This is a genomic window from Gordonia oleivorans, assembly GCF_040044975.1.
GTDB classification, from domain to species: Bacteria; Actinomycetota; Actinomycetes; order Mycobacteriales; family Mycobacteriaceae; genus Gordonia; species Gordonia oleivorans.
Genome location: NZ_JBDZDI010000012.1, coordinates 82,764 through 95,409 on the forward strand (window position 1 = coordinate 82,764; position 12,646 = coordinate 95,409).

The following is a 12,646-nucleotide window of genomic DNA, read 5'->3' on the forward strand; positions in this document are numbered from 1 at the left end:
TCAACGGCCGAAACCGGCGTCGCGCAACGCCTGTGCCATCGAACCGTTCGGTGCGGACTCGCGCCGACGATCGTTGCCGCCCTGTCCCCCACGTCCGGACTTGCCGCGCCCGTTGCCGTTTCGCTGATCGCGCCGATTCTGCTGTCGCTCACCGGCAGCCTGATTGCCGGACTGCTTGTCGCGGGACTGCGGCGCACCACCGCGACGCGCCTCGCCCTTACCCCCAGACGGACGCGCATCGTCGTTGAGTCGCAGACTCAGCCCGATTCGTTGCCGCTCGACATCGACGTCGACGACCTTGACGCGCACCACCTGGCCCGACTTCACCACCTCATGCGGATCCGAGACAAATCGGTCGGCCATCGCGGACACGTGCACGAGCCCATCCTGATGCACACCCACATCCACGAAGGCACCGAAGGCGGCGACATTGGTGACGACACCCTCGAGCACCATCCCGGGCTTGAGATCGGCGACCTTCTCGACGCCGTCGGCGAACGTCGCGGTGGTGAAGGCGGGACGCGGATCGCGACCGGGCTTCTCGAGTTCGGCGAGGATGTCGGTCACCGTCGGCACGCCGAAGCGATCGTCGGCGAAGTCGACCGGACGCAGGCCACGCAGCGTCCGCTCGTTCCCGATGAGTTCGGTCAGCGTGACCCCGGAGCGGTCGAGGATGCGGCGCACCACCGGGTATGCCTCGGGATGCACACCCGAGGTGTCCAGCGGGTCGTCTCCCCCGCGGATTCGCAGGAACCCGGCGCACTGTTCGAATGCCTTGGGACCCAACCGCGGAACGTTCAGAAGGGCTTTGCGGTTGCGGAACGCGCCGACGCTGTCCCGGTGGGCGACGATGGCCTCGGCGAGAGTGGTGGTCACCCCCGAGACCCGCGACAGCAGCGGAACCGACGCGGTGTTGAGGTCGACACCGACGGCATTCACCGCATCCTCGACCACTGCGTCGAGGCTGCGGGCCAGGGTGCCCGGGGTGATGTCGTGCTGGTACTGGCCGACGCCGATCGACTTCGGCTCGATCTTGACCAATTCGGCCAGGGGATCCTGCAGTCGCCGGGCGATCGAGACGGCACCGCGGAGTGACACGTCGAGCGCCGGCAGTTCGCGGGAGGCGTACTCCGAAGCCGAATAGACCGATGCGCCGGCCTCACTGACCATCGCCCTGGTGGGCGCAGCTGCGCCTGAGCGCTTGATGTCGGCGATGAGTTCGGTTGCCAGAGCGTCGGTTTCGCGGGACGCGGTGCCGTTGCCGATGGCGATCAGATCGACACCGTGACGCGCGACGAGCGCCCCGAGCGTCGCCTTGGCCTGATCCCACTGCTTCTGCGGCTGATGCGGGTAGATCGCGCAGGTGTCGAGGACCTTCCCCGTCGAATCGACCACGGCGACCTTGACTCCGGTGCGGAAACCCGGGTCCAGGCCCAGGGTGGCGCGCTCGCCGGCCGGCGCGGCCAGCAGCAGGTCTTTGAGGTTGGTGGCGAAGACCGCGACCGCGGCCTCCTCGGCCCGTTGCCGCAGACGCACCCGCGCGTCGACGGCGGTGGACACCATCAGTTTGGTCCGCCAGGCCCAGCGCACGGTCTGCGTCAGCCACGGCGTCCCCGGTCCGGGGTGGGAGGTGTCGACACCCAGTGTCGCGGCAACCATCGCCTGATAGGCGTCGTCCTCGCCGCCGTCGAAATCGAGTGAGAGCACCTCCTCCTTCTCACCGCGCAGCACCGCCAGCACGCGGTGCGACGGCATCGTGTCCAGCGGCTCGGAGAAGTCGAAGTAGTCTCGGAACTTCTGTCCCGCAGGCGACGTGGCGGCCTGATCGGATCGCGGGGTGGTCCGCAGCGCCCCGTCGGCCCAGAACTTCTCGCGCACCGCGCCCACCAACTCTGCGTCCTCGGACGCGCGCTCGATCAGGATGTGACGAGCACCCTCGAGTGCGGCGGCAGCATCGGCGACGTCGTCGGAGAGGAAGGCGGTCGCAGCCTCGTCCGGGACGAGCGCGGGATCGGCGAGCAGCCGGTCGGCCAGCGGTTCCAGACCCGCCTCGCGGGCGATCTGAGCCTTGGTGCGCCGCTTGGGTTTGTACGGAAGATAGATGTCCTCGACGCGGGACTTGGTGTCGGCGGCCACCAAGGCGGCGCGGAGCGCGTCGGTGAGTTTGCCCTGTTCCTCGATCGACGACAGAACGGCCGCCCGGCGCTCGTCGAGTTCGCGGAGATACCGCAGCCGCTCGTCGAGGGTGCGCAACTGCGCGTCATCGAGGCTTCCGGTCACCTCCTTGCGATAGCGCGCGATGAACGGGACGGTCGACCCGTCATCGAGCAACCGCACGGCCGCGGCCACCTGGTTCTCGCCGACCGCCAACTCCTCGGCCAGACGCGCGTTGACTGTTTTCACTCCGGGTACTGCTGGTGCGCTCGAACTCACCCGCAGCACCCTACCGAAGACCACCGACAGGCTCGGCGCCCGGCGAGGTGTGTCGGGTTCTCGGGGTCCCCGCCAGAGACTCGAGATCCGCACCGGGGACTCGAGGTCTCACAGACCGTCGCCACCCAGCGCCGCCCGGAACTCCGGAGAGGAGTAGAAAGGCGCGAACTGACGTCGCAGCAGCGGTTCGAGCATGTCCTGCTCGTCCAGGCGGGCCAGAACCACCGGCCCGAACCGCAGTCCCTCCTCGATCAGATCTGCCCGACCGATCCCCAGGTCGGCCAGCAGGTCGGTGAGCGCTACCTCGCCGTACTTGTCGAAGACGTGATCGATGCCCTCGTCGAGCAGGGACCGGAAATAGTCGGTGTCACGGAACGACTTCCAGAACTCGAACGCCACCACCACCAAATCCTCGACATCGCCGGGTTCGAGCACATCACGGAAACGGCCGATCACCTCATCCGAGCGCTGCCGCCAGACATCCCGCGCCGCGGCACCGAGCACGTCGTCCCCATCGCGTTCGGCCATCATCGCCAGACGACGCACACCGATCCGGGCCACTCGCTCCACGCCCGATTCGAGCACCGGAACCGCCGGTGCGGTCACTCGGGTGACGGCACGGATCACCGCCGCACGCACCCCGTCGGTCTCGCCGCCCGCCCGTCGTTCCTCGATCGCGGCATCGACGGTCTGCGTCACGAGCTCCACGCAGGCGTCCATCGCGGCCGGACTCTCGATGATCTGGGTGGCCACACGCCGGACGAGCCCGGTGTCGGTGATCGCGGTGATCAGTGCGTCGAATTCGGCGGGGTCCGCGATGTCGGCGAGTCGGTACTCGTCGTTGGCCCGGTGCCGGTAGATGCGTCCGCCGATCTCGCCGACCAGCTCCGGGATGGACCCCTCCACCGGCATCTGCACCGTGTACTTGTGCGCGACGAGTTTGATGAGCTCGCGGGTGACCACATTGTCGAGGGTCAGTGTCGCCGCGTCGTCGAGGAATGCGTCGACGACCTCCACCACGAGGCTCCCGTACTCGGCGGGCGTCAGCAATTGGCGTCGGGTGAAGGCGATCTGGGCGTCGAGGAGTCGTTGCGCCACGTCATCGCTCATGGGAATCAGGGTGTCACATCCGTCGGTCTGTCGCGATTGCCCACACGCCACCACACGTGCGGCATACCATTTCCACGCAGGGTCGGCACTTGATCACGGAGGTGTTCGGAGTGGGATTTCTGATCGGCTTCTCCCCGTGGATTGTGTACTGGATTCTGGTGGGCAACATGCCGTTTCGGGGAGCTGTGCTGATCGCCCTGGGACTCTCGGCACTTGCCGTGGTGATCAACCGGGTGCTCCGTCGCCCGTGGCATTCCCTCGAGGTGGGTGCGGTCGCGGTGTTCGTCGTACTCTCGGCACTGTCGTTCTCGGTCAGCGACGCCTTCCTGGAACGCTGGCTGCAGCCACTCGGGAATGCCGGAATCTTCCTCGTCGCCCTGGCCGGTCTGCTCGTCGGGCGACCATTCGTCCGCGAGTACGCAACCGCATCGGTCGATTCGGCGACGGCGGCCACCGACGGCTTCCGCGTCATCACCACCGCCATGACCTGGATGTGGACCGCGGTGTTCGGCCTGATGACCGTTGTCTCGCTCATCCCGCCGATCGTGCAGGGCGACGCCACCATTCGCGACGGCGGATCGACACTGTCGATCATCTGTTACTGGGTCCTTCCGTTCACGCTGATGGGGATCGCCGGTACCGCGTCCGGGGTGTTCCCGGCGTGGTTCGACAAGAAGTCGGCACAGATGGCGCGCCGGGACGCGTCGCTGGCGCCGGGAAGCCCGGTGCCCCAGCCACCGGCGCAGGCGGCATCGATCGACCCGCGCCTCGGGGTGGATGTCCCCGAGGACTCCCGCCACGACGAACCATTGACCATTACCCTCGAATCCACCGGCGAGACCGTCGATCTCACCACGACGACCACCGACCTGTACGGCGGGCTGTGGCGCTGGAACACACATGTGAGTGGTTCGGCCGAGATCACGAACGTCCCGATCTGGGCGATGGAGTTCGACGGACCCGCCGATCACGCCGACCTCTTCATCCCGCCGATCGAACCGTGGCTCCTCCGGGTGGAAGCCCGGGCCGGAGATCACCGCACCGCGGTGACGTGCCGACGGCACCCGGTCGCGGCCGGCGTCGAGATCACCGATGTCGTGGTGGACGGGCGGCCTGGGCTACTCGCCTCACCGGCGTCCGCGACCGGGCCGGCAGTGGTGTGTTTCGGCGGCTCGGAGGGCGGGGTGGACTCCCAGCGTGCGATGATCGGCGCCCTGGCTTCCCGCGGTCACACCGCACTCGCGTACGGCTGGCTCGACGACGACCCCGAGGCCGCCCCGGTCAGCGAGATCCCGCTCGAGCGATTCGCCTCGGCGATCTCGTGGCTGAGCGCTCGCAGTGGTTCATCGGTGGCGGCGGTGGGCCTGTCCCGGGGAGCGGAAGGGCTGACCGCGACCCTCTCCCGCCGCCCGGATCTCGATGTGTCCCAAGTGATCCTGCTGAGTCCCAGCAGTGTCGTCTGGCAGGCCATCGGCCCCGACGGGGAGATACCCGGCACGTCGTCGTGGACCCTCGACGCCCGGCCATGCCCATTTGCCGCGGTGCCCACCGGCGCACTGATGCCACAACTGGTGGGCAATGCGTGGCGATTGTCGCGCGACGTCGGCGCCCAGCGACCGACCGTACTTCGACTGCACCCCGCCTACGACGAGGGGCTGCGCAGAGGCATCGACCCCGAGGCCCAGCCGGCATCCGAGCGGATCGTCGGCCCCATGCTGTGCATCAGCGGCTCCGACGATGCGCTCTGGCCGTCCGAACACATGGCCGATGCCCTCCTCGGCCGACGAAACAATCCCTCGGACAAGCACATCCGGTATGAGGGCGCCGGCCACTTCCTTCGCCCGGGACTATTCCCGACGACCGTGCAGTTGGCCGGCGGGATCGACTTGGGCGGGCGTGCGGCAGAGCACGCCTCGGCATGCCTCGCCCTCACCGACGACATCGTCACATTCATTGCCGGGTGACGCGCGTTCGGTGACCGCGTGACCGCGGACCGTCGGTGTCACACGACGTGTAACACGACAATCGTCAGCGCGATGAAGAGGGGGAACGACCACGAGCACGCGTCACCACCACTCGAGAGGACCGATCTATCTCAGCCCCTACGGCACCGCCGGGATCTACTGCTTCACCATCTCGGGCAACCGGTCGGTGACCTACCTACAGCGCGGACCGTTCGGCGATTGGCATTACATGTACCCCTTCGCGCCGAACGCGTACTACATGGAGCTCATCGCGAGCTACCCACCGTCGACGACGAAGCCGTTGCCGCGCTGACGAATTCGCATCGCACCGCGAAACCCTGAGATCAACTCTTCGGCGTCCAGCCCAGTGCCGGCCCCAATCGCTGCGCCATGTCGGTGATGATCTGCGCGTAGTCCTCGGCGGCGAAGCTGAAGGGTAGGGCGAACGCCACCTCGTCGGCGCGCCGAAAACCGGCGTGCGCGTGCAGGATCTGGGCGATCTCCTCGCTGGGCCCGACGAAGTCGGGGGCGAACATCATGCCGCGGGGTCCCTGTGGGGTGAGTGTGCGTTCGAATCGTGATGCGGCGTAGGCCCGGTACCGATCGATCTGATCGGGTGAGGCGGAGTCCGTGGGGATCACCACGAGCCCCTGCGAGACGCGGGCCGCGGCCGGATTCGGATGATGGGCGAGGTAGGCGTCGATGTGCTCGGCCTGAATCGTCGCGAAATCGCGCGACTCGGTGCCCTCGATCGACACCACCGACGACGTCAGGTAGTTCAGTCCCTGCTGCCCGGTCCAGATCGCCGAATCCCGACCACCGCCGTACCAGACCCGATCGGCGAGCCCCGGCGAGTGGGGCTGGACGCGGCGGGAGAACGATTCGATTCCGACGAGCCCTTCGAAGTCGCTGACCGGCTCCCCGCGCAGGCACGTCAGCAGCCGCTGCACACGGTTCTTGGAGAAGTCCTCGATGTCGAAGGTGTCGGGGTACAGGGCCGCCTTGACGTCGTCGTATCGCATCGGCGTCCCCACCGACACACCCGGATTGATGCGTCCACCGGACAGGAGGTCGACGGTGGCGAGATCCTCGGCCAACCGCAGCGGATTCTCCCAGCCGAGTGGGGTGACGGCGGTACCCAACTCGATGCGACGGGTCCGCACGGCCGCTGCCGCCATCATCGCCACCGGCGAGGAGATCCCGTACTGCAGGTGCCGGTGACGTAACCACACGCTGTCGAATCCGAGGTCCTCTGCGCGTTCGATCACCGACAGTGTCTCGAGATGACCCTCTCGGGGGCGGTCGGGATCGAACGATCCGATGGTGAGGAAGCCGAGCTTGCGCAACGGCCGATCCGGGGTGGGCATGACTACGGGTTCCTCTCGTACCGGCGCGGCGTCGTCCCCAACAGTCTCACACCATCGATACGACTCGGTTGCGCCGTCGCCGATTGTGTGGTGTGAGAGTCTGTTTCGCATGACCCCGACATCGAACGACGCCGGTCGGCACACTTTCGCCGGCGACAATCACGCCGGCGTCCACCCCGATGTGCTCGCCGCCATCACGCGGGCCAACCCCGGACACCAACCCGCCTACGGTGGTGACACCCACACCGCCGCGTTGCGCGCGACGATTCGCGACGTCTTCGGTCCCCGAGCCGAGGTGCTGCCTGGTCTTCAACGGAACCTGGCGCCAACGTGGTCGCCCTCACCGCGCTCACCCCCCGGTGGGGAGCGGTCATCACCACCGACACCGCTCACATCGCGACGTCCGAAGGTGCTGCGCCCGAACAGATCTCCGGTATCAAACTGCTGACGGCCCCGACCGCCGACGGAAAACTCACTCCCGATCAGATCATCGAGAAGGCCGCCGCCCGGGGAGATCCGCAGCGCGCCCAGCCGTCCGCGGTGAGCATCACCCAGGTCACCGAGCTCGGCACGGTGTACGCCGTGGACGAGATCGCCGCGATCTGCGAGACCGCACACCACGTCGGTCTGCCGGTGCACCTCGACGGGTCCCGATTATGGAACGCCGCGGCCGCGCTCGGAGAGTCCTTCCGTGCGTTCACGACCGATGTCGGGGTGGATGTACTCAGCCTGGGCGCAACCAAGAACGGTGCGCTCGGCTCCGAGGCGGTGGTCGTCATCGACCCCGATCGCGTCGCGGGTATCGAGTACGTCCGAAAGGCCGCCGCGCAGTTGCCGAGCAAGATGCGGTTCCTGTCGGCGCAACTCGAGGCCATGTTCACCGACGATCTCGGACTGCGCAACGCCCGCCACGCCAATGCCATGACCCGGCGGCTGCGTACCCATCTCGAGGCCGCCATGGCAGACGGCGCGCTGCCCGGTTTCGGTTTCGCCCAGGACAGCCCGGCCAACGCGATCTTCGCCACGCTCCCCACCGACATCGCCGACGCCATCCGCGAGAAGATCCATTTCCATGACTGGGCGCGCGAGCGGGGTGAGGTGCGCTGGATGACATCGTGGGACACCACTCCCGCGGATGTCGATCAGTTCGCCGAGATCATCCGGCAGCAGTTCGCATCCGGGTCGCCGGTTCGGCGGGGCTGATCGAGTACGCCAGTCCCATTCTGCGCGAGGCGACTCCGGCCACGAACCGGCGCGTCCGGCCGATCGTGTGGTTGATGTCGGCGGGAGTCCACCCCGGCGCATACCGCAGGATCGGATCGCGGTCGGTCACCGGTTCGATCAGCGCGATGTCGGCGGCGACCCCGGCCACCTGCCCTGCGTCCAGGACGGTCGTCCGTCGCCGGCACACCGCGTCACGGGTTCCGGCACCGGGCGCAACCAGTGCCGAGGCCGGGCGTGGCGGGGCGCCGCGTCCCGGTCCGCGCCACAGCATGGCGCTGAGCACGAGCCACCGGTCGTCGAGGCACAACATGTCGACGTTGCGGATCTCGGGAACCATCGTCCAGACGACGGGACGGGCGTGGGCACCGATACCCGAGGCGAACGCCCCCGAACCGACCGCCACCGGTACCAGACCCCAGGCATCGGCGAGAGGATCGGCGGGGATGACCGAGATCGGGTCACGGCGCGCGGCCTCGACGGCGTCCGCGCGCACCGGATAGGCGTAGTAGCGACTTGTCATGTCGCACATGGTTGCTGCCGCCGGTCCACAGATCGGCGCCCTCGGTGCGATCTGTGGACACATCCGCCGATATCCACAAGCCGGGCCGTTTCTCCTCGGCAGGCGTCGTCAGTGCGGGATCCCGGTGCGGCATGCCACAGAGTGATCCTGGCCACTACGAGGACCATCAGGGGCCGGCTTCACGCCCACAAGTGTTGCGGGACAACCACTCGCGTCTCCGAGCACCCGGCCGGGACGCGATCGTGATCGCACCCGCGTCCGCGTAGCATCGCGGGGCGAGTCCGCCCGCCCATCCCTGCTCGTCGTGCCCGAAAGGTGTCATGTCTGCTGTGTCCGCCCAGTCAGCGATGCGGAACCCCTCGGTGCGGCACCACCAACCGGGCCTCGCGGTGGGCGCGACGTGGGCGGTGGGTGCACTGGCCTATCTGGTCGCCATCACCAATCGCACCTCGATGTCGGCTCTGGGAATCGATACCGCCCACCACTTCTCGATCGACCCGGCGACACTGTCGCTGTTCGCGGTGATCCAGCTCGGCGTGTACGGCGTCGCGCAGATCCCGGTGGGCATGGCGTTGGATCGGTACGGGTCGCGGGCGGTGCTGACCGTCGGTGTCGGGCTGATGGCGGTGTCGCAGGTGGTGCTGGCGGCGGCACCGAGCGTGTGGATCGCCATTGCGGCACGCGTGCTCCTCGGCGCGGGCGACGCCGCGGTCTTCCCCTGCGTGCTGCGCATCATCGGGATTCGCTTCCCGCGACGGAGCGCGCCACTGATGGTGCAGATCACCGCGGTCATCGGGCAGTTGGGTCAGGTCGTCAGCATCATCCCCTTCGCCCATCTCGTACACGCCAAGGGCTGGCAGTCAGGCTTCTTGCTCCTGGCCGCGACGGCGGTGTTGGTGGCGGTCCTGTCGGCGGTGTTCGTCAGCGACGGTCGACGGCCCACCACCACCGGCGTATCAGGTTCGGCGGTCGGCGCCCGGCTACGCGCGTCGATCACCGAGCCCGGCACCCGGCTGGCGTTCTGGACACATTTCGTCACCCCGTTCTCCGCCAACACCTTCGGGGTGCTGTGGGGCTTTCCCTTCCTGGTGGCGGGCGAGGGCGTTCCCGAGTCGACCGCACGGACGGTCCTGGTCACTTCGGTGTTGGTGGGTGTGGTCGCCGGCCCCGTCCTCGGCCTGATCTCCGCCCGATTCCCCGCTCGGCGTGTTCACCTCGTGGTCGGGCTCGTCGCCGGTCAGGTGCTGGCGTGGGGCGCGGTTCTGCTCTACCCGGGCACGGCACCGCACTGGGTGCTTTATCTGCTCGCGATGGCGATCGGCGCGGGCGGTCCGGCGTCGATCGTCGCCTTCGACTTCGCCCGTGAATACAATCCGGCCGACCGGCTGAGCACGGCCACCGGCATCGTCAACGCCGGCGGGTTCCTGGCCAGTGTGATCGCGATCCTGTTGATCGGTCTGACGCTGAACCTCACGTCGGATTCGCCGGGCGTCTACGATCCGGCATCGTTCCGGGTGGCAATGCTGTGGCAGATCCCGCTGTGGCTCGTGGGCACGACGATGGTGTGTCGGGAGTACCGACGTACTCGCGCGGCGAGGAGTCCGAGTCGAGTGCCGGGCGACTAATCCGACGGGTCGTGCGCCGGCGAGACGCAGAACTGATTGCCGTCCGGGTCGGCGAGTGTCACCCACGCGAAATCGCCGATCGCGTGCTCGGCGATCCTCGTGGCGCCCGCGCCGACAAGGGAATCGACCTCGGCGTCGACATCGGTGGTGGTGAGATCGAGATGGATGCGGTTCTTGCCGGGCGTCGGATTGTCGACCTTCTGAAAACCCAGAACCGGTGCGCCCGGCGCCACCCCGGACACCATGACGAAGAAACCGTCGTTCTCGGCGATGACGGTGCCGCCGATGCGTTCCGACCACCACCGCGCGAGCGGGATCGGATCGGTGGTGTCGACGGTGATCATGCCCAGGGTCAGAGTCATGAGACCCATTGTGGATGGGTGGCTCGGGGGTGCCCGGAGCGGGCCCGCCGTCATCGCACAACGCGCCACTCCACGACGATCACTCCACGACGGTCACTCCACGACGAAGACGGGTATCAGGCGATCGGTCTTGGTCTGGTACTCCGCGTACGGCGGATACGCCGCCACGGCCAACGTCCACCAGTGCTCACGTTCGTCGCCGTCGATCTCGCGCGCCGTCATCTCCCGCACGGTGTCGCCGTCCTGGACGGTGACCTCCGGGTGCGCCTTGAGGTTGTGGTACCAGGAGGGATGGCTCGGCGCGCCGCCCTTGGACGCGACCATCGCGTAGCGGCCGTTCTCCTCCACCCGCATCAGCGGGACGTACCGCTTCTTACCCGACTTGGCCCCGGTGGTGGTGAACAGCACGATGGGCCGGTCCAGCACCTGCACACCGTCGGTGGTCCCCTGCTCGAGAATCGTCGCGGTCTGGGTGCGGACCCACTCGGTGGGGCTGAGTTCTGGTTGTTCAGTCATACCGGGACACAACACCGGTCAGCCGCCCCTATTCCGGCCGCCGTGTCGCGGCTCGACCGACGGCCCGGCGAATGCGACATTCCTCACGTCGGTAGACGCACACATCGGGCTTGACTTCTTAGGTTAGGCTAAGGCAATCTTCGCGATATGTCGAAGAAGATGATCATCACCATTGCCGCCGGCGCCGGAGCCGTTGTCGCCCTGGCCGCCGGAGCCGGGCATTCTTCCGCCGCGGTCGCCGAGGGAACCTACAACTACTGCGTGCAGACCCAGTACGGCTCCTCGGTGGAAGAACGCTGCAACGAATACCGGGTGGAAGGCGACAAGCTCATCGGGCCCGCCAACACCCCGCTCACCCTCATCAGCACACCCAACGGCGCGTATGCCGACATCGAGCCGGTCAGCCGGGTGACCTTCATCAAGACCGCCGATGGATACAAAGCGATCAATTCCGTGCTCGGCGTTCCCATTGCGACGTCGACCTTCAATCCCGTCACCGACTGATCACACCCGACTGATCACACCCGACTGATCACACCCGACAACGCACGAGGCGCCGACCGCCTCGTGCGTTGTCATCTCCGCGTCACCTCACCTCAGGGCGGGAAGCGACAGGGGCAGCGGAACCGACGGATGCGACACCGGCTGCGCCGATGCGGCCGCGCTCGGTGCCGGTGTGGTGACCACGACCTGCCCGGACACGTCGTGACGCGGCGTCGAGGTGGGTGTGTCGAGGGGTACCTCCCAGCCACGTTGGTATCCCGTTGCCGCACCGACGATTGCGCCGGTCGTCACCGCCGGGATCTCCACCAGCGATGCCACGAGGGCGGTACCGACGAGCGGACCCACCACGAGACCCGTTGGCAGGAACGGTATCCCGAAGACGAGGCCGACCGTTCCGCCGACTACCGCACCGACGGTCGCGGCGACCGGCGCGGCCACCACACCACCGACCACCGCGCCGACCGCGGCGTCGCCGACCATGTGTTCGGCGACCGTGTCCGCACGTTCCGGCCCGACTCCGTTGCTCTGCAGGACGTCGGAAATCCCCTGTACCACTTCCCCTGACGTGGCGGTGACCTCGGCCGCCAGCGCCGGCGAAACCGCTCGTGGACGATGCAGCCGGAGGTGGCCCACCTCGACCGTGTCCGTATCCGCCGCCGGTGTCGACGTGGATGCGGGCACCGCCATTCCGAAGAGACGCGTCTCGGCCGATGTAGAGGGTGACCCCGGCACGACCTGCGATACGCCTACCACGCCACCTGCCGCGGTCCACGGCACCATCCCCGACACGGCGTCTGCGGCCTCGAGCGCGTTCCGAACGACCGGATGGACCGGTGTCGCGTCGCCGCCGATCGGGACCGCGAGCGGAGTCGTCCGGGTCGTGGCCGCGGACGTCGGTGCGTCGGCGAGCACCGGAGCCGCGGCCAGCACCGTGGCCGTCATCGCGGCACCCAGAAGCGTGGCGACCGGAAGATGAGATTGAGGACGGCGGTGCGAGGTCGGGCCGGCGGATTCGCTCATG

The 12,646-nt window shown here is 67.8% G+C and carries 10 protein-coding genes and 1 pseudogene; 4 read left to right on the top strand and 7 right to left on the bottom strand.

Annotated elements, in window-relative coordinates; genetic code table 11:
* Together ABLE92_RS16945 and ABLE92_RS16950 are read right to left on the bottom strand one after the other, a co-directional pair.
* A complete protein-coding gene (locus ABLE92_RS16945) occupies positions 1-2,442 on the bottom strand; it encodes a Tex family protein (RefSeq protein ID WP_348805954.1) in 2,442 nt (813 codons plus the stop codon).
* Between the two features lie 99 nt (positions 2,443-2,541).
* Positions 2,542-3,543: a hypothetical protein gene (locus ABLE92_RS16950; RefSeq protein ID WP_348805912.1), complete on the bottom strand. Its 1,002-nt coding sequence runs from the start codon at positions 3,541-3,543 to the stop codon at positions 2,542-2,544.
* Between the two features lie 110 nt (positions 3,544-3,653).
* On the opposite strand from ABLE92_RS16950, the gene ABLE92_RS16955 reads away from it, so the two are divergent.
* Positions 3,654-5,507, top strand: coding sequence for an acyl-CoA thioester hydrolase/BAAT C-terminal domain-containing protein (locus ABLE92_RS16955; RefSeq protein ID WP_348805913.1), 1,854 nt, complete (start codon positions 3,654-3,656; stop codon positions 5,505-5,507).
* Between the two features lie 344 nt (positions 5,508-5,851).
* On the opposite strand, the gene ABLE92_RS16960 is transcribed toward ABLE92_RS16955, so the two are convergent.
* On the bottom strand, positions 5,852-6,874 hold the full coding sequence (locus ABLE92_RS16960; protein WP_348805914.1) for an LLM class flavin-dependent oxidoreductase: 1,023 nt from the start codon (positions 6,872-6,874) through the stop codon (positions 5,852-5,854).
* 109 nt (positions 6,875-6,983) lie between these two features.
* Between ABLE92_RS16960 and ABLE92_RS16965 the strand changes: the two are divergent.
* A pseudogene (locus tag ABLE92_RS16965) lies at positions 6,984-8,077 on the top strand (threonine aldolase family protein).
* Here the strand turns inward: ABLE92_RS16965 and ABLE92_RS16970 are convergent.
* On the bottom strand, positions 8,031-8,618 hold the full coding sequence (locus tag ABLE92_RS16970; RefSeq protein ID WP_348805915.1) for a hypothetical protein: 588 nt from the start codon (positions 8,616-8,618) through the stop codon (positions 8,031-8,033). The pseudogene ABLE92_RS16965 and the gene ABLE92_RS16970 overlap by 47 nt on opposite strands.
* 320 nt (positions 8,619-8,938) lie before the next feature.
* Between ABLE92_RS16970 and ABLE92_RS16975 the strand changes: the two genes are divergently transcribed.
* A complete protein-coding gene (locus ABLE92_RS16975; protein ID WP_348805916.1) occupies positions 8,939-10,243 on the top strand; it encodes an MFS transporter in 1,305 nt (434 codons plus the stop codon).
* Here ABLE92_RS16975 and ABLE92_RS16980 read toward each other — a convergent pair.
* The gene (locus ABLE92_RS16980) at positions 10,240-10,605 is read right to left on the bottom strand and encodes a VOC family protein (protein ID WP_348805917.1); all 366 of its coding nucleotides are present in this window, start codon (positions 10,603-10,605) and stop codon (positions 10,240-10,242) included. The genes ABLE92_RS16975 and ABLE92_RS16980 overlap by 4 nt on opposite strands.
* Positions 10,606-10,698: 93 nt before the next feature.
* A complete protein-coding gene (locus ABLE92_RS16985; RefSeq protein WP_348805918.1) occupies positions 10,699-11,121 on the bottom strand; it encodes a nitroreductase family deazaflavin-dependent oxidoreductase in 423 nt (140 codons plus the stop codon).
* 147 nt (positions 11,122-11,268) lie between these two features.
* On the opposite strand from ABLE92_RS16985, the gene ABLE92_RS16990 reads away from it, so the two are divergent.
* A complete protein-coding gene (locus ABLE92_RS16990; protein ID WP_348805919.1) occupies positions 11,269-11,625 on the top strand; it encodes a hypothetical protein in 357 nt (118 codons plus the stop codon).
* A gap of 87 nt (positions 11,626-11,712) precedes the next feature.
* Here the strand turns inward: ABLE92_RS16990 and ABLE92_RS16995 are convergent, their stop codons facing one another.
* Entirely contained in the window at positions 11,713-12,645 is a 933-nt protein-coding gene (locus ABLE92_RS16995; protein WP_348805920.1) for a hypothetical protein, read from the bottom strand.
* Position 12,646: the final 1 nt, after the last annotated feature.

Coding starts and splice junctions, on each gene's coding strand:
- ABLE92_RS16970 (WP_348805915.1), bottom strand. CDS start 8,618: ATGACAAGTCGCTACTACGCCTATCCGGTGCGCGCGGACGCCGTCGAG.
- ABLE92_RS16950 (WP_348805912.1), bottom strand. CDS start 3,543: ATGAGCGATGACGTGGCGCAACGACTCCTCGACGCCCAGATCGCCTTC.
- ABLE92_RS16975 (WP_348805916.1), top strand. CDS start 8,939: ATGTCTGCTGTGTCCGCCCAGTCAGCGATGCGGAACCCCTCGGTGCGG.
- ABLE92_RS16995 (WP_348805920.1), bottom strand. CDS start 12,645: ATGAGCGAATCCGCCGGCCCGACCTCGCACCGCCGTCCTCAATCTCAT.
- ABLE92_RS16960 (WP_348805914.1), bottom strand. CDS start 6,874: ATGCCCACCCCGGATCGGCCGTTGCGCAAGCTCGGCTTCCTCACCATC.
- ABLE92_RS16980 (WP_348805917.1), bottom strand. CDS start 10,605: ATGACTCTGACCCTGGGCATGATCACCGTCGACACCACCGATCCGATC.
- ABLE92_RS16990 (WP_348805919.1), top strand. CDS start 11,269: ATGTCGAAGAAGATGATCATCACCATTGCCGCCGGCGCCGGAGCCGTT.
- ABLE92_RS16985 (WP_348805918.1), bottom strand. CDS start 11,121: ATGACTGAACAACCAGAACTCAGCCCCACCGAGTGGGTCCGCACCCAG.